Origin of the sequence: Pandoraea terrae, from assembly GCF_902459695.1 — a bacterium.
GTDB classification, from domain to species: Bacteria; Pseudomonadota; Gammaproteobacteria; order Burkholderiales; family Burkholderiaceae; genus Pandoraea; species Pandoraea terrae.
Window position 1 is genome coordinate 56,600 of sequence record NZ_CABPRZ010000027.1, and the last position, 24,129, is coordinate 80,728.

Here is a 24,129-nt window from a genome sequence, read left to right on the forward strand (position 1 = left end):
GATGCGCCGGGGGCACGATCGCAGTCTGCGTTTGTGAAATGTTGTTGTGCATGACGCGCCGTCCCTCACCGGACGGCGTTTTTTATTTCGTCGCCTGGGCCGCGGCGTCGATGCGGGCGGCGATCGCCACAGGGATGATGCTTGCATGGCAGTTCAATCGGGCACGGCAGGCGCCCACTGGACGCCGTTGGCATGGCCGCCGCCGTCGACGAATAGCGTGTTGCCGGTGACATAGCGAGCGTCGTGGGTGTACAGGTGCGGGTTGACACCGTTGAGCGAGCACAGATTGATGACGCGGCCGCACGCGTGCCTGCGATGAAAAAAAACGGCGCCGCTCCCCCCAAAGGCGCGGCGCCGGAAAGTGCTGCCGACGGGAGGCTCAGACCCGTTCGGCGGCCAGCTCACTGGTGCGTATCGACTGGCGGGCCGTGCCGACATCGAGCCAGCAGGCCAAGGCGGGGAGCAGGAAGATCGCTCCGAGGACATTGACGAGGAACATGAAGGCCAGCAACACGCCCATGTCGGCCTGGAATTTCAAGGCGGAGAAGGCCCAGGTGCCTACGCCGATCGACATGGTCACCGCCGTGAAAACGGCCGCCGTGCCGCGCTGACGCAACGCTTCGTAGAATCCCTGGCGCAGGGTCGCGCCGTTGTCTTCGATCTCGTGCTGCAGGCGCTCGTAGAGATAGATGCCGTAGTCGACGCCAACGCCGACACCCAGTGCGACCACCGGCAGGGTGGCGACTTTCAGGCCGATGCCGAGGATGGCCATCAGCGCATTGCACAACACCGAGACCACCGCCAGCGGCAGGATGATGCAAAGCACGGCGCGCCAGGAGCGGAACGTCAGGCAACAGGAGAGGACGATCGCGCCGAACAGGGCGGCCAGCATCTCGACTTCGGCATGTTCGACAGCTTCGTTGGTGGCGGCGGCCACGCCCGCATTGCCGCCGGCCAGACGAATGCGTACACCCGGGGTCTTGTCGTTATCGATGAATTTCTTGGCCTCGGCCACCACGTGCTTGAGCGTGGCACCCTGATGGTCCCTCACGAACACGACCATGTTGACGGTCGTGCAGCCCTCGGTATTGAGGCCCAGCTCGGGATTGGCCAGGCGCGCGCCGGTGCGCAGTGCCGAACTGCTGCGCTGCAGGCCGGCCCAATGCGGATTGCCTTCGTTGCTGCTTGCGGTAGCCAACTTGGCGAGTCCTGCCATGGTGCTGACCGACTGCACGCCGTCCACGCCGCGCATATACAGATCGAAGCGTTCCACCGCATTGAGCACCGACCAGTTCAGGCACGCGTCTTCCGGGTCCTTGGTTTCCAGATAGACGGACAACACATCCATGCCGATCGAGTAATTGCGCACCACGGCGTCGTTGTCGCGGTTATAGCGCGAGTCGGCCCGCAATTCGGGTGCGCCCGTACCAATGTCGCCGATCTGCAGATGGCGCGAATACAGGGTGCCGATGGCCAGCAGGCCCAGCGAGACTGCCAGGGTGAGCAGTGCAGGGCGCGGCTGTGCGAGCGCCGACACGGCCCACCATTTCCCGCCGGGTCGGCCGTCGCTTTTCATGCGCACGGCATTGGGGCCAGGGGTCAGCGTCAGGTGCGACAGAATGATCGGCAGCATCATCTTGTTCGTGATGATCATCAGCATCACGCCCAGGCAGGCGGTCAGGCCGAGCTCGTGCACGATCGGGATGTCGATCATCATGATCACCATGAAGCCGAGCGCGTTGGTCAACAAGGCGAGCGTGCCGGGAATGGCGAGCTTGCGGAACGCATTCTCGGCAGCGGTGGGCGACAGCAGGCCGGCATGGACGTCCTGCTTCCAGGCGTTGGTCATCTGCACGGCGTGCGACACGCCGATCGAGAAGATCAGGAACGGCACAAGGATCGACATGGGGTCAATGCCGTAGCCGATGATCGGCAGGATGCCGAGCAGCCATACCACGGGCAGCAGCGCCACCACCAGCGCCACCACGGTCAGCTTGAGCGAGCGCGCGTAGTACCACAGCAAGAGGGCGGTGATCACGAAGGCGATGGCGAAGAACGTGATCACCGTGCTCAGGCCTTCCATCACGTCGCCGATGATCTTCGAGAAGCCGACGATATTGATGTCGACGTCGGCGCCGGCAAACCTGGCACGGATCTGCTCGAGTTTTTTCGACACCGCTGCGTAGTCGAGCGGCTTGCCGGTTTGTGGGTCGGTGTCGAGCAGATCGGCGCGAATCATCGCGGACTTGAGGTCGTTCGACACCAGACTGCCGATCTGGCCGGACTTGGCGACGTTCGAACGCACTTCGGCCAAGCCCGCGGCGTCGGCTTGAAAACGCGACGGGATGACGACTTCGCCGACGAAGCCGTCTTCGGTGACTTCGACGTATTTGACGTTGGGCGTGAACAGCGAATACACCTGGGCACGGTTGACGCCCGGCGTGAAGAAGACCTCGTCGGTGACGCCACGCAAGGCCTTCATGAACTCGGCGTTGTAGATGTCGCCCTGGCCCTTCCAGTGCACGTTGACGAGAATCCGGTTGGCGCCGGAGAACTCGGTCGAGTGTTCCAGGAACGCCTGCATGTATTCGTGCTTGAGCGGGATCAGTTTGTTGAAGCCGGGGTCGAGCCGCGTGCGCATGGCTGACACGCCAAGCGCCAGCGTGAATGCAATGAAGATCATCGCGATCGGCGTACGCCAGGCAATCAGCCGGCGTGCGGCGCCGTCGATGACCCGCATCAGGCGGCTCGGGCCGGCATGGCGGGTGGAGGGGGTTGGAACGGTCATTGCGTGGCTCCGGTGCGCGTTTGTGCGGTCTTGACGGTCGTGGCGGCGGTTGTGCCCGGCGATGGGGCATCGGACATGTCGGCAGCGTAGCGGCGCAAGCCGCCGTCGCCGGCCACGAGCCAGCCGCCCCCGTCGGGGATCAGGTCGATGAGTGCGATGCGTACGCCGCGCCGGACAATCGTGAAATGCTTGCCGCCGTCCTGGCTGCGCAGGACCGTGCCGCCCTGGCCGACCAGCAGGAGGTCGCCGTTGGCCGCGCGCGCGTCGCCGAACAGCGAGACCGGCGCCGACATCTCGACCTTGTCCCACGGGCGGCCGCCGTCCGTACTTTGGTAGACATTGCCGCGCATGCCGTAGACCAGCCAGTTGGCGCCGCCTTGCGACACGGCGCCATAGAACGACCCCTTGTAGAAGGCGGGCACCGTGTTCCAGGATTCGCCGCCGTCGTCGGACAGCAGGATCAGGCCGCGTTCACCGACGATGATCCAGTGGCGTCCGTCGGGCGCGCCGACGATGCGGTTCAGATGGCGGTCTTCCACGCCCTTGATCTGTACCGGCTGCCAGGTTTTGCCGTCGTCGTCCGAGCGCAGTGCGCGGCCGAATGCCCCGACGGTCAGCCAGCGGCCGGGCGCGAGGCGGGCAATGCTCATCAACGGCGCGCCGTTTTCCTTGTCGAAGGCCAATTCCTCCCAATTGCGGCCGCCGTCGCCGGTGCGCAGGATCCAGCCCTCCTGGCCGACCGCCATGCCGTGCTGCGGGTCGACGAAAACGATCTGTTCGATCAACGCCTGGCGCATGCTGGGCACGTGCGCGTCCTGCCAATGGCGGCCTTCGTCCGCGGAGATGAGAAGGTGGCCCAGCTCGCCGCCGGCGACGAGGCCGGCGGCGGAGCGCGCGAGGGTGTTGATCTGCATCCGTGCGACGGGCACTTGCGTGTCCTGCAGGGGTGGGGTGCTGCGGGGGGAAATGGCATAGGCCGCGGCGGCCGCGATGGCGGCTGCCACGGAGATGCCGACCGCAATGCGCATGGTTCGTCTCCAGAAGGAAAAGTAGGGCGCGAAGAATCGCGTCTTTTTTTGCATTCTTTCCGACTGGGGCAGAATGACATCGTCCAAAAGGAGTATCGAGACGGCGGGCGGTGCGATGGCGCCAAATCAGCCCGCGCGCGACGGGAATCCGGGGTGTCGGCGCATCGTCCCATCAGACGATGGCCGCCGTCCGGTGCGGGACAACAATGCACCATCACGGCCCTCGAGCCAGCGAACGAGAAGCGGGAGACGAATCATGGGATTGCAAGGAAACGCCGCGCTGGTGGGCGCGGCGCAATACAAGCCGGAGAAGTACGCCAGCGCGCCGCGGATGTTCCATCTCGCGCAGGTGGCGGAACTGGCCGGCATGGCGCTGGCCGACGCCGGCATGGCGCTGTCGGACATCGACGGCCTGGCCATCGTCGGGCCGCATTTTCACGAAGCGACAACGTTCGTGCCGGCCATGGTCGGCGAGTATCTGGGGGTGCCGCTGAATTACGCGGAAGTCGTCGATCTGGGCGGGGCGAGTTCCGTCGCCATGGTTTGGCGGGCGGCGGCGGCCATTGAACTCGGGCTGTGCAACACGGTCCTGTGCGTGATTCCCGCGCGCATGGCGCCGATGGGCGAGGATCACGATCACGTCGCCGAGGTGATCAAGTCGTCGCGTTTTGGCGGCCATAGCACGCGTTTCGGCGCGCCGGAAGCCGAGATGGACCTGCCGTACGGCCACATGGCGCAGAACACGGGCTACGCGATGATCGCGCAGCGCTATGGCGCTGTGTACGGGTACGATGCGAGCGCGCTGGCGAAACTGGCCGTGGCGCAGCGCTTCAATGCCTGTCACAACCCCCAGGCAATGTTCTACGGCCAGCCGATCACGGTCGATGACGTACTGAATTCACGCATGGTCGCCGAGCCGCTGCGGATGCTGGAAATCGTGATGCCGGTCGCCGGCGGGGCGGCGGTGATCGTGACCCGCATGGACCATGCGCGCGAATGCCGGCATCGTCCGGTGCAGATCGTCGGCGCGGGCGAACATGTGCAGAGCAAGTCGCCGACGTATGCGCGCGACATGCTGTCCACGCCGATCGGCCCGGCTTCCCGCAAGGCGTTTGCGATGGCAGGGCTCGCGCCGCGCGACATGCACATGGCGCAGGTCTACGATTGCTACACGATCACGGCAATGCTCACGCTGGAGGATGCCGGCTTTTGCGAGAAGGGGCAGGGCATGCGCTTCCTGCAGGAACATGACCTGACGTTCAAGGGCGATTTTCCGATGAACACGCACGGCGGCCAGTTGAGTTTCGGCCAGACGGGCAGTGCGGGCGGCATGACACAGGTGATCGAGGCGATTCACCAGATTCAGGGACGTGCCGAGGCGCGTCAGCTGCCGCGTCACGATCTGGCATACGTTTCCGGCACCGGCGGCGTGATGAGCGAGCAGGGTGCGTTGATTTTGAAGGGGGCCTGAGCATGAGCGAGAACCAAACCCACGTCTGGAACAAGCCGCTGCCGCAGCCCACACCGATTTCGCAACCGTTCTGGGACGGTTTGAAGGCGCATCGGGTCCGTCTGCAGCAATGCGACGACTGCGGGCACTGGATCTTCTTTCCGCGCGCGCACTGCCCGCAATGTGCGTCGCAGGCGCTGACGTGGCGGGACGTGAGCGGTCAGGGCACGCTCTACACCTATACGGTCGCGCGTGTGCCGACATTGCCCGAGTTCACCGACGAGATGCCGCAGCAGCTGGCGGTGGTCGAATTCGACGAAGGCCCGCACATCAACACGACGCTGGTCGGCATCGCGCCGGGGGAAGCCAGGATCGGCATGCGTGTGCGGCCGGTGTTCGACACCCGTCCCGGGGCAGTGACGCTGCTGCGCTTTACCGATGCGGCCGGCGCGCATCCGGATGTCATCGAGGGCGACGCGCCGGCCGTTGTGGAGGCGCCGGCGCAGGATACGACGGCCGCCACCGCGCCGCGCCGGCAGATTCTGTACACTGATCTCGACGCGATGCGCTCGCTGGTCTCAAGCGAATTCTCCGGCTGGTCGAACGAATTCCAGGTGACGCAGGCGATCATCGACGCGTTCGCAGCGCTGTCGGGCGACGACTACTGGATTCACACGGACCCGGTGCGCGCCAAGGCCGAAAGCCCGTTCGGCACGACGATCGCCCACGGCGCGCTGGTGCAGGTGCTGATGAGCCGTCTGCAGTTGCCGCTCGACTACGAGATCACCGGGTTCAACAACATGCTGAACTACGGCTCGGACCGAATCCGCTTCGCCAGCCCGGTGCCGTCCGGTTGCCGCATTCACGCGCGGCATCGCGTCAAGGCGGTGGAGGCGGTCAAGCGCGGCGTCCAGATGACGCTCGAGATCAACATCCATGTGGTCGGCCAGGATCGCCCGTCGGTCGTCAACGATCTCGTCATTCTGTATATGTGATGCGTTCGATGTCCCTGCCGTACTGACGCGGTAACGCAAAACGCCATCGGGGTGTTTTTTATGATGCTCGTGTCGGTTGAAGCCTCTTGCCTACTGATGCTCGCGCCGGCCGCAGCATTGGCCCGCTTTCCGCTCCCGACAGAACACACGTACGCGGAAAGCGGGCCAACGCTGCGGCGAACCGTCATCGTTCCGTCGACACACTGCCTCAAGCCCCCCAATGCTTGCCCCAGTCTGACGCGACAGCCGTCTTCACCAGTCGCTCCACGCGGCATGCCGATTCCCGGACTCGCTCACGAGGGACCGGCGTCGACTCCGATAATCGTCATGCCGTGACACCCCAGCGGTCCACACAGCCCCCGCGGCCTCGGGGCCGCAAACCGAACGTGGGTGTACACGTGCCGGCACCGCGCGACGCCCCCCCGTTCGTTGAAACCCTCTGAGTGTTCCGGCCTTTTCGCGAAGGTCTGGGCGGTTATGCATCGATAATCGCCCGGATGACATGGCACCCGGGCAAAGACCCGACGCTGTGGGCGGGGTTACGCGGCAAGAGGCTGCGCACGATCGATGAGGTTGTTCCGCTGCTCGAAGATTTGCGTCGAAAGTTCATGCGCAGTACTCGCGAGTTCTTCGAGTTGCTCAAACAACGCATGCACGAATTCCTCATCCAGCGAATCGATCCCGCCTTGGCCACCAACGATCGACAGCGCGACGATCTTGCCAGTCACATTGCGCAGTTCAACCGCACGTTCGTCCTGCTCCCTACCGCACTGGGCAATCGCTTCGTCTTCCGGGGAAAGTTGACGCTCAACTTCAGACATAACACCTCCAACACAACAAAGTGGAATTGCGCCCGCTCAGCGCTGTCGTGGGAGTGACGTAAAGGATAGCGTTCCGATGACGAATGGGTGGGCGGGCACCAGGCCGGGGTGAGAAACCGTGCAATTCCATCGGGGAAAAACGGTTGACCTTTCGGTCACCCAGCCTGAGCCCGCCCAAAGAAGAGACATGGACAGCCCGCGCACGACGGACCGCGCACAACGCGCGGCACAGGGCATGTACAAGGCGATATGCCGCCAATTCTATCGTTTTGCGCGACTTTCAGAATCGTCCGAGAAAATCATTAGGATAACGTGCCGGTTTTCCGTCTAGTCGCCCCCGGGCACCGCACGGCGCCTTCACGTCGTCGCCGATGAACCGCGTCGTACGATACACAGTGGCGCGCCGGAATCCTCGTTCGGTTTACGGCCCCGAGGCCGGGGGGCTGAGTGGACCGCAGGGGTGTCACGGCATGACGATTATCGGAGCCGACGCCGGTCCCTCGAGAGCGGGTCCGGGAATCGGCATGCCGCGTGGAGCGGCTGGTGGAGACGGCTGTCGCGTCAGACCGGGGCAAGCATTGGGTGGCTTGAGGCAGTGTGTCGACGCGACTTGAGCGGTTCGCCGGAGCGTTGGCCCGCTTTCCGCGTACGTGTGTTCTGTCGGGAGCGGAAAGCGGGCCAATGCTGCGGCCGGCGCGAGCATCAGTAGGCAAGAGAAGCGGTCGAGGCCGGCGCGAGCCTCAATAGGCAAGAGACGAGGCTGCGGCCGGCAAAAGCGTCAATAGCCGTAAAGCGAAAAAAGCCCCGCCGGAGTGACCGATGGCGTTTCGCTATCTGGCGATGACAGACGTCAATCGACGAACTCGACCGCGCAAGTCCCCATGCCGCTGATGCGCATCTCGAAGCGGTCACCGGCTGCGGCCGGCACGAGCGGTGCGAGCGCGCCCGACAGGATCAGTTCGCCACGCTTGAACGGAATGCCGAACGCACCGAGCGTATTGGCCAGCCACGCCACCGCTTCGGCAGGATGCCCCTGAACCGCCGCGCCCAGGCCCGATCCCGAAGGTGCGCCATTCCTGGTCATTGTCATCTCGACGGTCGACAGGTTCAGCGTGTACGGATCGGTGCGCTGTCCACCCACCACGAATACGCCGCACGACGCGTTGTCGGCCACGGTGTCCTGAATACGGATCTTCCAGTCGTCGATGCGCGAATCAACGATCTCGAAGCACGGCGCGACCCACGCCGTTGCCTTCATCACGTCCTCGCGCGTCACGCCGGGGCCTTGCAGATCGTCCTTCAGCATGAACGCGATTTCCGCTTCCGCGCGTGGCTGGATGAGGCCGGCACGGGACAGGCTGACGCGCGCGTCGTCGGGGTACTGCATGACGTCCGTCAGAAACCCGAAATCCGGTTGATGGACGTCGAGCATTTCCTGCACCGCACGCGAGGTCACGCCGATTTTCTTGCCGACGACCTTCTCGCCGGCTGCCTCGCGCCGGCGCAGCATGCGCAGCGAAATGTGATACGCGTCGTCGATCGTGATGCCGGGATGGCGCTGGGTCAGCGGCGTACGCGTGGTGCGCGTGCTCAGGGCGTCGAACAGGTCGTCGCCAAGCGCTTTGATCAGGGCGTGGTCCATGATGTCAGCCGTTCTGCAGGAAGTCGATGCACGACCGGTTGAACAGTTCGCGATGCTCGACCTGCACCCAATGCCCGCACTGATTGAGCAACACGATACGCGCGTTCGGGCAGTTGTCGACGAGCTTCATCGCGCCGCCGACCGGGTTGAACAGATCGTTCACGCCCCAGAAGCCGAAGACCTTGCAGCGCAGTTCGTGCAGTCGCTCGGTCATGTTCGGGATGATGAGAATCGAGCGCGCTGCCTGCGTTTGCAGGGCGGCGATCGGCGCACGTTCGGCAATGATGTCGTCCGTGAGCAGTGCCGGGTCGTACAACTGCTTGATCATGACGGCGCGCATGGCTTCGGCGCCCGTCATCCCGGATTTGTAGACGGCAAACATGTTCGCGATGCCGGGCATGGCCAGGTACGTGTCGAGATCCTCGACGCCGCCCGGGGCCATGAGGATCAGCTTGTCCACTTCGTCGGGATACTTCAGCGCATAGCCGAGCGCGATCGCGCCCCCGAGCGAATTGCCGAGCAGGACGATGTTGCGCAGTTCGAGCGCGTCGACCAGGCCCTTGATGCCGCTGACGAAGAAGTCGAGATCGTACTGTTCGACGTCCGTTTTGCTCGACAGGCCGAAGCCGAGCAGATCCGGGACGATCGCGCGAAAGCCCGCCTTCGCGAAAACCGGGTAATTACCCTTAAAGTTGCTGTAGCCGCTCGCGCCACTGCCGGCGCCGTGCAGGAAGATGACCGGCTGGCCGGTGCCCTGTTCGTGATAGTGGATCTGACGGCCGCCGCCGATATCGGCGTAGCGGCCTTCGGGAATCGCGTGAGGGGTCGTCATAGGGTGTCTCGTGAGAGGGGATTGGCGGGATTTTCCATATGATTGCCCCGCTCGCCCCCCCGCATCATCGTCTGAACAGACGATGATGCGGGCCGTTGGCGATGGGACGATGTGCTCCGACAACAGGATCGTCCGCGCGTCGTATTCGTTACAGGCGCCGCTGGCCGTCCGTCCCGAACAAAACGCACGAGACGCATTGAGACGCAATGGAGGAGCACACATGAGCACGCACCACGACGACTACCTGAGTCCGGAAGCGCTGGACGTCATCAACCGCGCCCGCGCCCTGATCCCGGTACTGGCCGAACGCGCCCAGGCCGCCGAGACCGCCGGCAAGGTGCCTGTGGAGACGGTCCGCGATCTGGCCGAGGCCGGCCTGTTCCGCGTGCTGCAGCCGCGCCGCTGGGGCGGCTTCGAGATGGACCCGCGCGTGTTCTACCGCGTGCAGATGGCGTTGGCCGAAGGCTGTATGTCCACGGCCTGGATCTACGGCGTCATCGCCGTTCACAACTGGCAACTGCCGTTGTTCCCCGATCAGGCGCAGCAGGATGTCTGGGGCAAGGATGCAGGCACGCTGATCGCTTCGACCTATATGCCGACGGGCAAGGCGGAACCGGTCGATGGCGGCTACCGTTTCACGGGCCGCTGGAGCTTTTCGAGCGGCTGCGAACATGCGGAATGGATTTTCCTCGGCGGTCTGCTGCCCAAGCGCGACGGTTCGGGCGGGCTCGAGCACGCCACGTTCCTGCTGCCGAAGGCGGATTTCACGATCGTGAAGAACTGGGATGTGCTCGGGCTGCGCGCCACGGGCAGCCACGACATTGTGGTCGACGGCGTTTTCGTGCCGGAACACCGGACGCAGCGCACCAACGATCATTCGGACGAAGGTTGCCCGGGCCGCGTAGAGAACACCGGCTGGCTGTACCGCATTCCGTTCACGCAGGTGTTCCAGCGTGCCGTGTCGACGGCGTGCATCGGCGCGCTGCAAGGCGCGATCGACAGCTTCCGTACGCGCGCCGCCGCGCACGTCGGCAAGCACGGCGCGAAGACGGCCGAAGATCCGAACGCCCAGGTCGCGGTGACCGAAGCCATGATGGCCGTCGATCAGCTCACGCTCGTGCTGCTGCGCAACTATGCCCGTGTGGTCGATTGCGCGAAGACCGGCGAGCGCATGCCTGTCGAAGAACGTCTGCTGCAACGCGCCCAGGCCGCGCTCGTCCCGAAACTGTGTGCCGAGCGCGCCAACGAACTGCTGCGCGCGAGCGCTGGCTCCGGCATGTATCGCGGCAATGCGGTCGAGCGGATCTTCCGTGACATCCATCAGTCGCGCGGCCATATCGCCAACAACACTGACGCGTACGTGCGGGCTCACGGCGCAGTCGCGCTCGGCCTGCCGAACCTCGATCCGTTCATCTGATCGCTCAAGACAACAAGGGGACACACGTGGAGCAAGCACAGGAATACGATCTGGTCGTGGTCGGCTCGGGCGCAGGCGCACTGTTGGGCGCCGTGGTGGCGCTTGATGCCGGCATGTCGGTGTTGATCGTGGAGAAGACCGAAGTACTCGGCGGCACGTCCGCGACGTCGGGCGGCGGCATCTGGATTCCGGACAACCACGATATGGCCAGCAACGGCCTGCGCGACAGTGTTGACGCGGCGTTCCGCTACGTGAAGGCGTGCGCCAAGGGCCTGTCGAGCGACGACCGTGTGCTCGCCTATGTCGAGACCGCGCGGGAAATGGCGCGCTATCTGAAGACGATCGGCATTCCGTATCGCTCGATGGCGAAATACGCGGATTACTACCCGCACATCGAAGGCTCGATGCCCGGCGGCCGTTCGATGGATCCGGCCGACTACAACGCGGCGAAGCTCGGTGTGGATGGATTGAAGCTGCTGCGTGAGACCAATCCCGGTCAGCTGATCATGGGGCGCATGACCATCAATGCGTTCGACGCGCACGTCGTGCTGGCGCGCGAGAAGGGCGCGAAATGGCTGCTCACGCGCATCATGCTGAAGTATCTGCTCGATTATCCGTGGCGCTTCAAGACGAAGCGCGACCGGCGTCTCACGGGCGGCCAGGCACTTGTCGGCGGGCTGTTGACGGCGCTGCGCAAGCGCCGCAACGTCGATATCTGGGTGAATAGCCCGCTGCAATCCCTGGAGCGCGACGGAAATCGCGTCACGGGCGTCGTTGTGGAACACCAAGGCAAAGCCGTGAAGGTGCGTGCGCGCCGTGCCGTGTTGCTCGGCGCCGGCGGTTTTGAACGCAATCAGGCGATGCGCGAAGCGTATCTGCCGAAGCCGACCGATGTTGAATGGACCGCGACGCCCGTTGGCTGCAATACGGGCGACGCCATTCGCGCGGGCGCTGATGCCGGCGGCCAGTTGCACCTGATGTCGCATGTGTGGGGCGGCCCGACCATGTCCGTGCCGCGCGAAGACAAGTACCGTGCGATCCTCGTGGAACGTTCGCTGCCGGGTTGCATGGCGGTCAATGCCGCGGGCAAGCGGTTTGTCGACGAATCCTGTCCATATCCGGAATTCCAGCAGGCGATGTACGCGAGCCACGCGCGCGGCGAAGCCGCAGTGCCGGCGTGGATCGTGTTCGACGCGCGATTCCGCCAGAACTACCCGATCGGCGCGATGCCGCCCGGGGGCGCCATCCCGGACCACCGGCTGCGCAAGAGCTGGTTGGGCGAGGTGTACTGGAAGGCCGACACCCTGGAACAACTCGCGGCGCAGATTGGTGTCGATCCGGACGGCCTCGTCGCCAGCGCGAAGCGGATGACGGAGTTCGCACGCACCGGAAAGGATCTCGACTTCGATCGCGGCGGCAATGTGTTCGACCGGTACTACGGCGACGCAAGCGTGACGCCGAATCCCAATCTCGCCCCGATCGATCAGGGTCCGTTCTATGCAATTCGTATTTATCCGGGCGAAATCGGCACCAAAGGCGGCTTGTTGACGGACCGCGATGCGCGCGTGCTCGACGACGCCGGCAAGCCGATCGAGGGGCTGTACTGCGTCGGCAACAACTCGGCATCGGTGATGGGCCCGGCGTATCCGGGGGCCGGCTCGACGCTGGGGCCGGCGATGACATTCGCATACCGCGCCATCGCGCATCTGTCAGGCAAGCCGATCGCGCTGCAGCGCACCGATTTGCTCGAAGCGCAGCGCGCGCCGCAACTTGATGAGGCACAGGCATGATTTTCGGGATGGGACTATGACTACCGGCAACGCCCGCTACCACGTACTGCGCGTGCGTGATGTGGTCGAAGAAACCGCCGACGCGAAATCGTTGGTTTTCGATGTACCGCAAGACCTGGCCGATACGTTTCACTATCGCCCCGGGCAATTCCTGACGTTGCGGCTGCCGGTCGAAGGCCGCCACGTCCCGCGTTGTTATTCAATGTCGAGCGCGCCGTCGCTGGATGCCGCGCCGCGCGTCACGATCAAGCGCGTCAACGGCGGACGCGGGTCCAACTGGGTCTGCGACCGCGTGCGCCCGGGCGACACGCTCGAAGTCATGGCGCCGGCCGGCGTCTTCACGCCGCGCTCGCTCGAGGGGGATTTCCTGCTGTTCGCGGGGGGCAGCGGCGTGACGCCGGTGTTTTCGATCCTGCGCTCAGTGCTGGCGAACGCGGCAGGACGCGTCTGCCTCATCTACGCGAACCGCGACGAGCGATCGGTGATCTTTCGCGACACGCTGCGTGCGTTGGCGGCCGAGCATCCCGGCCGTCTGACGGTGATTCATTGGCTTGATTCCGTGCAGGGTGTGCCGACCGTGGCGCAGCTTGCGGCACTGGCGCGTCCGTGGCGCGACGCGCAGGCTTTCATCTGTGGCCCCGCAGCGTTCATGGACGGTGCCGTCGCTGCGCTCGAAGCGGTTGACATGGCGCCGGAGCGCGTACATGTGGAGCGCTTCATGTCGCTGCCCGACGAAGAGACGCTGGCGGAATTGCCGGCCGACACGACGCCGGCGGCCGTGGCCGAGGCGTCCATTGAAGTGACGCTGGACGGCAGCGTGACAACGATTGCCTGCAGTGGCGACGAGACCTTGCTGGCCGCCATGCGACGTGCGGGCCTGAATCCGCCGGCGTCGTGCGAGGCCGGCATGTGCGCGTCGTGCATGTGTCAGGTGACGGACGGCGAGGTGCATCTGCGCCACAACGACGTCCTCGATAACAACGATATTGCGCGCGGCTGGACCTTGGGGTGCCAGGCGGTACCGATGTCTGCGCAAGTGCGTATCAAATTTCCGGAGTGATGTAATTGATGAGCGAGATCCGCAACGAGCCGCCCCAGACGCTGCCACAGGTCATTCGTCGGGCGGCCGTGGAACATGCGGCGCGACTGGCCGTGGTCGATGGCGATGTCCATCTGACCTATGCCGAGTTGTCATATCAGACGGAGCGCGTGGCGCGCAGTCTCCTGGCGTTGGGCGTGCAGGCAGGCGACCGCGTGGCGATCTGGGCGCCGAACGTCCACGAATGGATTCTGGCGGCGTGCGGCATTCACGCGGCGGGCGCGGTGCTGGTGCCTGTCAATACGCGGATGCGTGGCGAGGAAGTGGCCGACATCGTAGGCCGCAGCCGCGCGCGTGTGCTGTTCTGCATCGGCAACTTCCTGGATCGCTATTACCCGGATCTGCTGGAAGGCTTTCGGCCGGCTACGCTGGAACATGTGGTGGTGCTGCGTGAGGCGTCGCCGTCGCATGGCGACATGTCGTGGGAGGATTTCCTGGGGCAGGCCGAGCGTATTCCGGCCGCGCGGGTGGCCGAGCGCGAAGCGGCGCTCGATGGCGACAGTGTCGCGGACGTGATGTTCACGTCGGGCACCACGGGCCGTCCGAAGGGCGTGATGGCCGGGCATCGTGCAACGATCCTGGCGTTCAGCGAATGGGCGAAGGTGATCGGGCTGAACGAAGGCGACCGGTACCTGATCATCAATCCGTTCTTTCATGCGTTTGGCTACAAGGCGGGGTGGATCGCGGCGTTCCTGCGGGGTGCGACGGTCTATCCGCACCTGGTGTTCGATGCGTCGTCGGTGCTGTCGCGCATCGAGGCGGAGCGCATTACCTTCTTGCCGGGGCCGCCCACGTTGTTTCTTTCGATGCTCGCGCATCCGGACTTGGCGACATTCGACATCAGTTCGCTGAGGGCGACGGTCACAGGTGCGGCGACCGTGCCGCCCGTGCTGATCGAGCGCATGCGCAATGAGCTCGGCTTCAGCGTTGTGACGACGGCGTACGGGCTGACGGAGTGCGGCGGTTGCGCGACGTTGTGCGATCCGTCGGACAGTGCCGAAACCGTGGCGATGACCTGCGGCCGTGCGCTGCCGGGCACGGAAGTGCGGTGCGTGGACGCAGAGAATCGCCCGGTGCAGGTGGGCGAAGCGGGCGAGGTTGTACTGCGCGGATTTCATGTCATGAAGGGCTATTTCGAAGACGAGAAGGCCACGCGCGAGACGATCGATGCCGACGGCTGGTTGCATACCGGCGACGTCGGCGTGCTGGATGCGCGCGGCTATCTGCGCATTACGGACCGTCTCAAGGACATGTTCATCGTTGGCGGCTTCAACTGCTATCCGGCGGAGATCGAACGTGTGCTGGCGGAACATCCGGATATCGCGCAGGTGGCGGTGACCGGCGTGCCGGATGAGCGCATGGGCGAAGTGGGGTGTGCCTGCGTGATTCTGCGTCACGGCGCGACGCTCGACGAGGCTGGCATGATCGCCTGGTCGCGCGAGCGCATGGCGAACTACAAGGTGCCCCGCCATATCCTCGCGTTCGACGAGTTTCCGTTGAACGCGTCGAACAAGGTGCTCAAGCGCGATCTCGCGCAGTTGGCTGCCGGCCGCCTGGCCGCCGCGGCGTAATCCTGTCCCTCCGGCGGCGCGGTTGACGCGCCGCCGCGTCTGTACTTTCGTATTCCTTCGTACGTTCCTCCGCGCTTTCTGCGCGCTCCGCGTTCGCTGCGGAATCTGGGATTTGTCCGATCTTCTCGACAGTTTTCTTCCAGTGGGCTCGCTCTTGAGACGATTCCGAAAATTTCGGCTTCGGGCGAAAACCGACAGACACGGCGAATCGGCTCTGCCACAATCCGGCCCCTTGTCATGGCTTGCGCCGCCCCCCGATTGCAGGTCTGACACGTTCGTCAAAAGGGGGATGGCATTTTCAGAGTCACAGCAAGCTTGTCTGGGGCGAGATGCACGTCGGCCGTGATGGCCGGTATGGCGCTCGTAGCGCAGGGGACCTCGGCATACGCACAACCGGCGATGCCGTCGGCGCTTCGGGACGCAGCACGTCAGGGGATTGACGACGAACAACGGGATCGTCAGCGGCGCGACGCGGACGAGCGCACGCGGCAGGCGGATGCGCCGGATGTGCGTCTGGATGGGGCGTCGTTGCCGGGGAGCGTTGCCGTTTCCGATGCAGCGGAAGGCGTTGATACCGTGTTGCCAACCGAGACGCCGTGCTTTGTCGTTCATCGGATCACGTTGCGGCCGGAGTCCGGCGTCGGCTTTCTGCCGTCGGCGCTTCAGCCCTATGTTGGCCAGTGCGTTGGACAGGACGGCATCGGCCGCATCACGGCGCACGCCTCGCGCGTGTTGGTGGAGCATGGTCTGGTCACGCCGCGCGTGCTGGTGCCTACGCAGGATCTGCGCAGCGGCGAACTGACGCTGGAAATCCTGCCCGGCAGGGTCGGTGAAATCCGTTTCTCGGATCCACCGTCGTGGGGCACGTGGCGAAACGCAATGCCGCTGCGTGAGGGCGATTGGCTTGTGCTTGCGGGGTTGGAGCAAGGGGTCGAGCAACTGAAGCGGGTGCCGAGTCAGGATGCTGGCGTGCGCCTCGCGCCAGGCCGGACACCGGGGGAGAGCGACATCGTGATCGACGTCGTGCGGCACCGCCCGTGGCGCGTGATGGCGTCGGTCGACAACGCCGGTGCGCGCGATACCGGCCGGTTGCAGGGCCAACTGGCTGTCGGCGTCGACAGCCCATTGGGGCTGAGCGATCTGCTGGACGTGTCCGTGCAGCACGACCTGTCGCCCGGCGACGATCGCTTCGGCACGAAGGGACTCAGTGCGTCCTATTCGGTGCCATGGGGCTACAACACCGTGTCGGTATTCGGGACCACGCGCAGATACTTCCAGAGGGTCGCCGGCGCGAACCAGACGTTTCTGTCGAGCGGGCGCAGCCAACTGGCCGAAGTCAAGGTGGAGCGGGTGGTGCACCGCGACCGGAACGGCAAGACGTCGCTGGAAGCGCGGTTGAGCCGCCGCTTTGGCCGAAGCCATATTGAAGACTTCGAGATCCAGCAGCAGTATCGCAACAATACGTTTTACCAGTTGGGCGTCGCACATCGGCGCTACGTGGGCGCGGCGCAGTTCGACATTTATCTGGGCTGGCGGCAGGGCGTGCCGTGGTTCGGCGCGCAGCCGGAACTGCGTAACCGGTTTACGGGTGAGGCGCTGCGCCAGACCTACCGGTATCGGATGGCTTTGCTGGATGCGCAGATGAGCGTGCCATTTCGCGTGGGTGGCGTACCACTTCGCTATAGCGCTGTGTTTCATGGGCAGACCACGGCCAGTGCGTTATGGGCGACGGACCAACTGACGATCGGCAGCCGCTTCACCGTACGCGGATTCGACGGCGAGACCATGTTGAGTGCCGAGCGCGGCTTCTTCTTGCGCAACGAACTGCAAGCGCCTGTCGGCGCAACGTCGCACGCCGTCTATGTGGGTGTCGACTATGGGCAAGTCCATGGATTCAGCGCCCGCCATTTGCCGGGCACGCGTCTGGCAGGCGCGGTGATCGGTTTGCGTGGCTATCAGGGCGGGCGGCTTGGCGGATTCCGATACGACGTCTTTGTCGGTACACCGCTTCATAAGCCCGCAGGTTTTCCGACCGGCAAGGTCTGCGCAGGGTTTGCCGTGTCGTATCGGTATTGAGCTTTGCGCTGCGTGCGGCGCAAGTACGAAACTTCTGAGCCGTATCCCCCAGCGGCCGTTCCCTTTCCTGTGTCGTTGCCTTCGTGTGGCGCGACACATGTTGATGTGAGATCGGCATGAACACCCGTTGTTATCGTTTGGTTTTCAATCGTGTTCGCAGCCAGTGGCTGGCGGTGGGGGAATTTGCCTCGTCCGGTCGAACGCCGGGCTGGAGTCGTAGTGGCCGGCGTGCCAGCGGCCGAGGCGCCAACGGCCAACGCCCCAATGGTCCAGGGGCATCAAGGCGCGCAACGGCACTGTGTGCGACGTCGGCGATGCTGTTCATGCCGCACATGGCCATTGGCCAGATCGTGCCGGATGCGGGCGCGGGGGGCTCGGCACCGGGGGTGCACGCCGCGCCCAACGGCGTGCCGCTGGTGGACATCACCGCGCCGACGCCCGGTGGCGTATCGCACAACGCCTACGAACGGTTCGATATCGGCACGCCCGGCGCGATCCTGAACAACGCGCCGACCAGCGTGGAGACGCAGCTTGGCGGCAGGGTGCCAGGCAATTCGAATCTGGGCGGCGGCAGCGCCGCGGTGATCGTCAACGAGGTCACGAGCGCCTTGCCATCGACGCTGAACGGCTATCTCGAAGTGGCCGGCCCGCGCGCCGAGGTGATCGTCGCCAACCCGAACGGCCTGACCTGCAACGGTTGCGGCTTCATCAATACTTCGCGTGGGGTGCTCACCACCGGCGAGCCGGTGTTTGGCGGCACCGGCTCGCTCGAGGCGTTTCGCGTCAGGGACGGCATGCTGCGCATCGAGGGCGCCGGTATCAATGCCGGCAATCTGGATAAGGTCGCATTGCTGGCGCGCGCGATCCAGCTGAACGCCGCGATCCACGCCAAGCGGATCGATCTGGTCACGGGCCTGAACGAGGTGGACGCGCAGACGTTCCTGGTGCGCTCGAGCCTGGCCGGCGCCGACAGCAAGCCGGTCTTCGGGCTCGACATCTCGCATCTGGGCGGCATGTACGCGGGCAAGATTCAACTGATCGGCACGGAGCTGGGCGTGGGCGTCAACGTGGGCGGACAGGTCGCGGCGCAGGAGTTTCACCTGTCGGCATCGGGCCTGCTGACGGTGACGGGCCGGGTGCACGCGACGGAAGCATTGTCGGTCAATGCCGCCGGCGGCATCAGCAACACCGGCACGATCTCCTCAGAGCGCGACATCGAGATCGCGAGCGGCGGCGAGGTGGACAATGCAGGGACGCTGTACGCCGCGCGCGACGTGACGACGCGCATTGGCGGCGTGCTCACGCACAGCGGTGCGTGGGCCGCAGGCCGGCATGTGTCGCTGTCGGCGCAGCGCATCGCCTCGCGCGGCTGGTTTGCGGCGGGTGTCGATGTGAACGGTCAACCGGCTCAACCCGGTCAGTCGGGCCAACCGGGCACGTCGGGAGAGGCCGGCAACCTGCGGCTTTCGGCCGAGGGGGCGCTCGTCGCCACCGGCCGGCATTGGGCGGCAGGCGACGTTGCACTGCTGGGCGCCTCGCTCGACGTCGCGGGCAGCCAGACCGACGCGGGGCGCAACCTGCATTATGCGGCGATGCATGGCCCCTTGATCATGGCGGGCTCCAGGACGCGCGCGAGCGGGCGCGCGCGGCTCGACGCAAGCGGACGTCTTGCGGGCCGCGTCGATGGAAGCGTCGATGGTCACCTGAACGGCCACATCGATCACGACGGCGCAGAAACCGTGGCCGCACATCTTGAGATCGCCGCGGCGTCGCTGTCGAACCGGGGCGGGCGGCTGGCCCAGCACGGCAGCGGCGATGCGCGCTTCAATCTCGCCGGCGCGTTTGACAACACCGGCGGCAAGCTCGAGAGCAACGCCGCGACGCTTACGCTTGCCGCGGGCAGCCTCGACAACACGCGCGGCACGATCACGCATGCCGGCGCCGGGCGGTTCGATCTCACGAGCGGCGTGATGACGAACATCGGCGGGCTGCTGGCGGGCAACGGCGCAGTCGATATCGCGGCGCATGACTTCGTCAATACGCAGGGGCGGGTGACGGCCGGCGGCATGTTGCGCGTCGCATCCCAAGGCACGTTCGCCAACGATGACGGCGAATTGACGGCAGGCGCCGGGGTACATCTCACCGCAGGGCATGGGATCGACAATCGCGGCGGCAAGGTGTCGGCACAGGGTGGCGTCCAGATCACGGCGGGCGGTGCGCTCGACAACCGCGCGGGTAGTATCGAGAGTACAGGGGCGCAGGGAACGATGGCGCTGGCGGCGCAATCGGTGGACAACACCGATGGCCGCATCGTCAATGCCGGCACTGGGCTCACGCGCGTGGTCGCGGACTTTGTGAAGAATGCCGTGACCGATGCCGAGGCGAATGCCGCAACGAACGCGGCAGCGGGGGCCGAGACGCCGGCTTCCAGCCCGGACGCTGGCGACGCTGCGCCCAAGGACACCGTGAAGAACGACGCTGCGGGCTTCATCGGCAGCAATGGCGCGGTGCAGATCGCGGCCGACATGCTTGAAAACGACACCTCGGCGCGCATCCAGTCCGGTGGCGACCTGGTGTTGGCGATCGCCCGGCGCCTCGCCAACGGCGGCACGCTGTTCGCGGGCCACCACCTGTGGCTCGGCACGGTCAGCACGGCCGGCGACCGCGCCACGGCAGCCACCGACTTTCTCTCCCGCTCCTTGGCGGGTTACGCCCCCTTCGCCAACACGTCGCAACTGCTGCTGCATAACCGGGGCCAGATCCAGGGCAAGCGCGATGCATGGATTCATGCCGCAACGCTCACGCACGCCGGCAAGCTCGCCTTCAACGGCAGCCTGGCCCTGCAGGTCGGGGCGCTCGCAGGGGAGGGGGCGATGCGCGCGGGCGGCGACCTGCTTGTCGCGGTCACGGGCGACTACACCCACGCGGCCGGGCGCGACTACCGCGCCGACGGCGACCTGAGCTTCACCGCCGGTGGCGTCTTCACCAACGCCGGCAGTTTGTCGGCGGTCAAGCGCCTGGCGCTCAATGCGGCCTCGATTCACAACACGAGCGGTGGCGCGCTGCGCGGCGGCACGACCACGCTTGCCGCCACCGACGAGATCCGCAACGACGGGCGCATCGACGGCCAGGCGGTGAGCCTGAGCGCGCGGCGCGTGCACAACGCGGCCACGGTGCTGGGCGACCGCATCACTGTTGCCGCCACCGACATCGTCAACCAGGGCAGCCGCGCGGTGATGGCGGCCACCTCGGCGCTCGACCTGTGGGCCAGCGGCGACGTGCTCAACGACGACGGCGCGGTGCTGTATAGCCTCGGGACATTGCGCATTGGCGCGGGCGCCGAGCGCGACGCGCAAGGGTACCTGGCGCGCCAGACGGCGAGCCTCACCAACCGCTCGGCCACCCTCGAGGCTGGCGGCGATCTGGATATCGCCACCCGCAAGCTGGTCAACGAGCGCAGCTTCATCCATATCGAGAAGGCGGTGCCGCAAGGCACCAGGACGTACAGCCGCCGCGTCTGGGTGGCGGGGTACCACGTCGACATCCGGCCGGGCGACGCGCAGGACCTGAACACCAACCTGCCGACCACGCACCGCAGCCATAGCCTGGCGGTCAACGGCGAGCCGGCGTTCATCCTGCAGGAGATCGAAGTCCAGGGCGAGAGCGGTGAGCCACCCCGGCGCGTGAAGGTCACCAAGCCGAACCCCAGGAATCAGTCATTCACCCAATGGACCTGGCACGAGGCCAAGGCGGCGTTGTCCGAGGAGAAGCTGCAGGCAGTCGCCGCCCCGGTGCGGGTGGTGATCCCGAAGTCGGGCGTGCGCGCGCTCGACGCCAACGGCAAGACCTTCCGCCTCGCGCATCCGATCGAAGAGGTGTATCAGACCCGCGCTGACTTGCGACCCGCCGGCGCAGCGGAATTCCAGAAGCGCACCATTACGCACAACGCGGTTCAGCATTTCGAGCGACTGACGGACGACGGCCAGGGCAACTACGTCATCGAGTTCTATCCGGATTTCGATCCCGGGACGCACCTGCGCCCGGGCGTGGTCGACGAGGCCGGCGGCCACCTCACGGGCGCGGCGGACGAGGGCGTGCGCATCCTGCGCTATCGGCCGGGCATGCGCGACGGGCGCGACTACAACGAGGTGCGGCGCGAGTTCCGCGAGAGCGCCACGGTCGACCGCCTGATCGGCGCGGCCGCGGCGGCGAGCATTGCGTCGCAACGGGCCATGCGCATCAATGTCGATGGCGGCGAGGCACTCAATGACGCCTCGACCATCGCCGCGGGCGGCAACCTGAATGTACGGGGCAACGGCGGTGCGATCACGGCCAGGGGCATCGAGCTCGAGCGGCGCGTGAACCAGACGCAGACCAGCTGGGTCTACTGGCACGAGAAGCGCGGCAACAGTGCCCGTGAGGTGCGCCCGCATGACTTCTCGGTGGCGCAGCGCCGCGAGGTCGTCGATGCCTTGCCGGCGATCGTGTCGTCGAACCAGCGCGTGAGTATCGCCGGGCGCGACGTGGATGTGACCACCGTCAACCCGGACGGCGAGACCGTGGCCGGCACGCGCGTCATCTCCGACAGCACCGGCAGCACCGATGCGTCCGGTGAGGTGGATGCGGTCGCCGTGCCGGCGCCGGCGCTGCCGGACCTGAAGCTGCCGAGCATCGGCCTGTTCGCAATCGTCGCCGCGCCCGCGCACCCCTATCTGGTGGTGACCGATCCGCGGTTCACCGACTACGGCAACTTCGTGTCGAGCGATTACCTGCTGGCGTTGCTCGGGCTGGACCCGGCGCGGGTGGACAAGCGCATCGGCGACGGCTTCTATGAGGCCCGCCTGCTGCGCGAGCAGGTACTGACGGCAACGGGCCGCACCTTCCTCGCAGAACATACGCAAGCGGATGAAGAGTTCAAGGCGCTGATGGCCTCGGGCGCAAGGTATGCGCGCGAGTTCCAGTTGCGCGTGGGCGTGGCACTGACCGCAGCGCAGATGCAGGCGCTCACCAGCGACATCGTCTGGCTGGTCCGGCAGACGGTGACGCTGGCCGATGGCAGCACGCAGGGGGTGCTGGTGCCCAGGCTCTATCTCGCGCACGGAACCCGGGTGCGGCTCGAGGCGAGCGGCGCGGTGACGGGGGGCGCGATGATAAACGGCCGCGACGTGCTGATCGAGGCGCAGGACACACTGAGCAACAGCGGCCGGATCGTGGGCGATGCGGAGGTGCACGTCGCCGCGCGTGATGTGGTGAACACGGGCGCGATCGCGTCCGTGGGCTCGTTAGGATCGTTGGGCTCCTTGGCTCCCGTGGGCTCGGTGGGTTCCGCGAGTTCAGCGGGCGGGCAAGACACCCGGGGCAACGTGGTGGTGCGCGCCGAGCGGGACGTGGTGAACCTCGGCGGCGAGATCGCGGGCGGAGGCGTGGACATCCGCGCGGGGCGGGACGTGGTGGTCGGCTCAAAGACGCGCCGCATCGGGCAGGCATCCGGGCGTGCAGGGCAGACCAATGCCGTGTCGAACACGCTCGTCGACGGGCCAGGGGCGATCCACGCGGACGAAGCGTTGCGCGTCGTGGCGCAGCGCGACGCGAAGCTCGAGGGCGCGCGGGTGAGCGCCGGCGGCGACGCGCAAATGGCGGCGGGCCGGGATGCGGCGATCGGCGCCACGGCGCTGGAGCACACGTTCGGCAGCCGTGGCAAGGACGTAGGTGGTGCCACCGGCTGGACCGAGCGCCGCGAGCATCGGGGCACGTCGATCGACGCGCAGGGCAGCGTGACGGTGGTGGCGGGCCGCGATGCGGCGCTGCTGGGCTCGACGATCGCGTCGGAGGGCGACACCACCGTCGCGGCGGCGCGCGACGTCACGGTCGGCGCGGTGAAGGACACGCACCGCTTCGAGGGCAAGTCGTTCGGCGGCACGCTCAAACACACCACCGACGCGTATCACGAAACGGTGCGCGGCAGCGAGGTGCAGGCGGGCGGAGATATTACCTTCGGCGCGGGCCAGGGGCAGGCCGTCGCGCAGGTGCTCGACACGCTGGGCGTGACCGCCTACGTGGATGGCGAGACTCCGACACGACACGGCGAGCTCAAGGTGCAGGGCTCGTACGTCAACGCCGGCCGGCAGGCAGGCGCGGCCGATGCGCAGCGCCGCGACGGTGCTGGCACTGTGACGGCTGCCGCGGCTGGCTCGGCCGTGCGCAACCACGCGACGGGCCACGCTGCCGGCAACGATGCCGGCAACCCCGCCGGCAACAACGCGGGGTCAGGCACGGTGCGCCTGATCGCCTCGGGCGACGTGCGTGTCGAAGGCGTCGAGGAGCGTCACGACACGGCGCAGTGGAGCCACGATACGCGCTCGGGCGTGCTGTCGCGCAGCACCAAAGAGATGCGGCGCGACGCGCATGACGTGCTCGCGCAGGGCAGCACGGTCTCGGGCAACGCCGCCGAAGTCGGCGCGGCGCGCGACGTGCTTGTGACCGGCGCGAACGTGGTGGGCGAGGGCGACGTTACGGTCAAAGCGGGACGCAACCTCGAGATCACGGGCGCGCAGAACCGGCACGCCTCGTCGGAGTACCGCCGCGAGACGACCTCCGGGGTGTTCGGCAACGGCGGCGCG

General features: G+C 66.0%; 13 protein-coding genes and 1 pseudogene. 9 read left to right on the forward strand and 5 right to left on the reverse strand.

The window, feature by feature from the left end; translation table 11 throughout:
- Positions 1-379 precede the first annotated feature (379 nt).
- A complete protein-coding gene (locus PTE30175_RS23330; protein ID WP_150699461.1) occupies positions 380-2,788 on the reverse strand; it encodes an efflux RND transporter permease subunit in 2,409 nt (802 codons plus the stop codon).
- Positions 2,785-3,816: a WD40/YVTN/BNR-like repeat-containing protein gene (locus PTE30175_RS23335; protein WP_150699462.1), complete on the reverse strand. Its 1,032-nt coding sequence runs from the start codon at positions 3,814-3,816 to the stop codon at positions 2,785-2,787. Before PTE30175_RS23335 ends, PTE30175_RS23330 begins: the two co-directional genes overlap by 4 nt.
- Before the next feature lie 256 nt (positions 3,817-4,072).
- Here PTE30175_RS23335 and PTE30175_RS23340 point away from each other — a divergent pair, with 256 nt between their 5' ends.
- On the forward strand, positions 4,073-5,287 hold the full coding sequence (locus PTE30175_RS23340; protein ID WP_150699463.1) for a thiolase family protein: 1,215 nt from the start codon (positions 4,073-4,075) through the stop codon (positions 5,285-5,287).
- 2 nt (positions 5,288-5,289) lie between these two features.
- Positions 5,290-6,261: a bifunctional OB-fold nucleic acid binding domain-containing protein/MaoC family dehydratase gene (locus tag PTE30175_RS23345; protein ID WP_150699464.1), complete on the forward strand. Its 972-nt coding sequence runs from the start codon at positions 5,290-5,292 to the stop codon at positions 6,259-6,261.
- A gap of 539 nt (positions 6,262-6,800) precedes the next feature.
- On the opposite strand, the gene PTE30175_RS23350 is transcribed toward PTE30175_RS23345, so the two are convergent.
- The 3 genes from PTE30175_RS23350 to PTE30175_RS23360 all read right to left on the reverse strand — a co-directional run bounded on the left by PTE30175_RS23350 (position 6,801) and on the right by PTE30175_RS23360 (position 9,556).
- Positions 6,801-7,082, reverse strand: coding sequence for a hypothetical protein (locus tag PTE30175_RS23350; protein ID WP_150699465.1), 282 nt, complete (start codon positions 7,080-7,082; stop codon positions 6,801-6,803).
- An 850-nt stretch (positions 7,083-7,932) separates the two neighbouring features.
- Positions 7,933-8,724 carry a fumarylacetoacetate hydrolase family protein gene (locus PTE30175_RS23355; RefSeq protein ID WP_150699466.1) on the reverse strand — a complete coding sequence of 264 codons (792 nt, stop codon included), beginning with the start codon at positions 8,722-8,724 and terminating at the stop codon, positions 7,933-7,935.
- Between the two features lie 4 nt (positions 8,725-8,728).
- Positions 8,729-9,556 (reverse strand): alpha/beta fold hydrolase, encoded by an 828-nt coding sequence (locus PTE30175_RS23360; RefSeq protein ID WP_150699467.1) that lies wholly within the window; start codon positions 9,554-9,556, stop codon positions 8,729-8,731.
- 220 nt (positions 9,557-9,776) lie between these two features.
- On the opposite strand from PTE30175_RS23360, the gene PTE30175_RS23365 reads away from it, so the two are divergent.
- The 7 genes and pseudogenes from PTE30175_RS23365 to PTE30175_RS23390 all read left to right on the forward strand — a co-directional run.
- Positions 9,777-10,973 carry an acyl-CoA dehydrogenase family protein gene (locus tag PTE30175_RS23365; protein ID WP_150699468.1) on the forward strand — a complete coding sequence of 399 codons (1,197 nt, stop codon included), beginning with the start codon at positions 9,777-9,779 and terminating at the stop codon, positions 10,971-10,973.
- Between the two features lie 26 nt (positions 10,974-10,999).
- Entirely contained in the window at positions 11,000-12,763 is a 1,764-nt protein-coding gene (locus PTE30175_RS23370) for an FAD-binding protein (RefSeq protein WP_150699469.1), read from the forward strand.
- 16 nt (positions 12,764-12,779) lie between these two features.
- Positions 12,780-13,823 carry a ferredoxin--NADP reductase gene (locus tag PTE30175_RS23375; protein WP_150699470.1) on the forward strand — a complete coding sequence of 348 codons (1,044 nt, stop codon included), beginning with the start codon at positions 12,780-12,782 and terminating at the stop codon, positions 13,821-13,823.
- 8 nt (positions 13,824-13,831) lie between these two features.
- On the forward strand, positions 13,832-15,433 hold the full coding sequence (locus tag PTE30175_RS23380) for a FadD3 family acyl-CoA ligase (protein WP_150699471.1): 1,602 nt from the start codon (positions 13,832-13,834) through the stop codon (positions 15,431-15,433).
- A gap of 354 nt (positions 15,434-15,787) precedes the next feature.
- Complete coding sequence (locus tag PTE30175_RS23385; RefSeq protein WP_224788938.1) at positions 15,788-17,509, forward strand: ShlB/FhaC/HecB family hemolysin secretion/activation protein; 1,722 nt, start codon at positions 15,788-15,790, stop codon at positions 17,507-17,509.
- A gap of 116 nt (positions 17,510-17,625) precedes the next feature.
- Positions 17,626-17,739: pseudogene (locus PTE30175_RS29290) on the forward strand (ESPR-type extended signal peptide-containing protein); the annotation flags it as partial.
- A 93-nt stretch (positions 17,740-17,832) separates the two neighbouring features.
- Positions 17,833-24,129 (forward strand): two-partner secretion domain-containing protein (locus PTE30175_RS23390; RefSeq protein WP_224788941.1); only part of this gene is annotated, 6,297 nt, incomplete at its 3' end.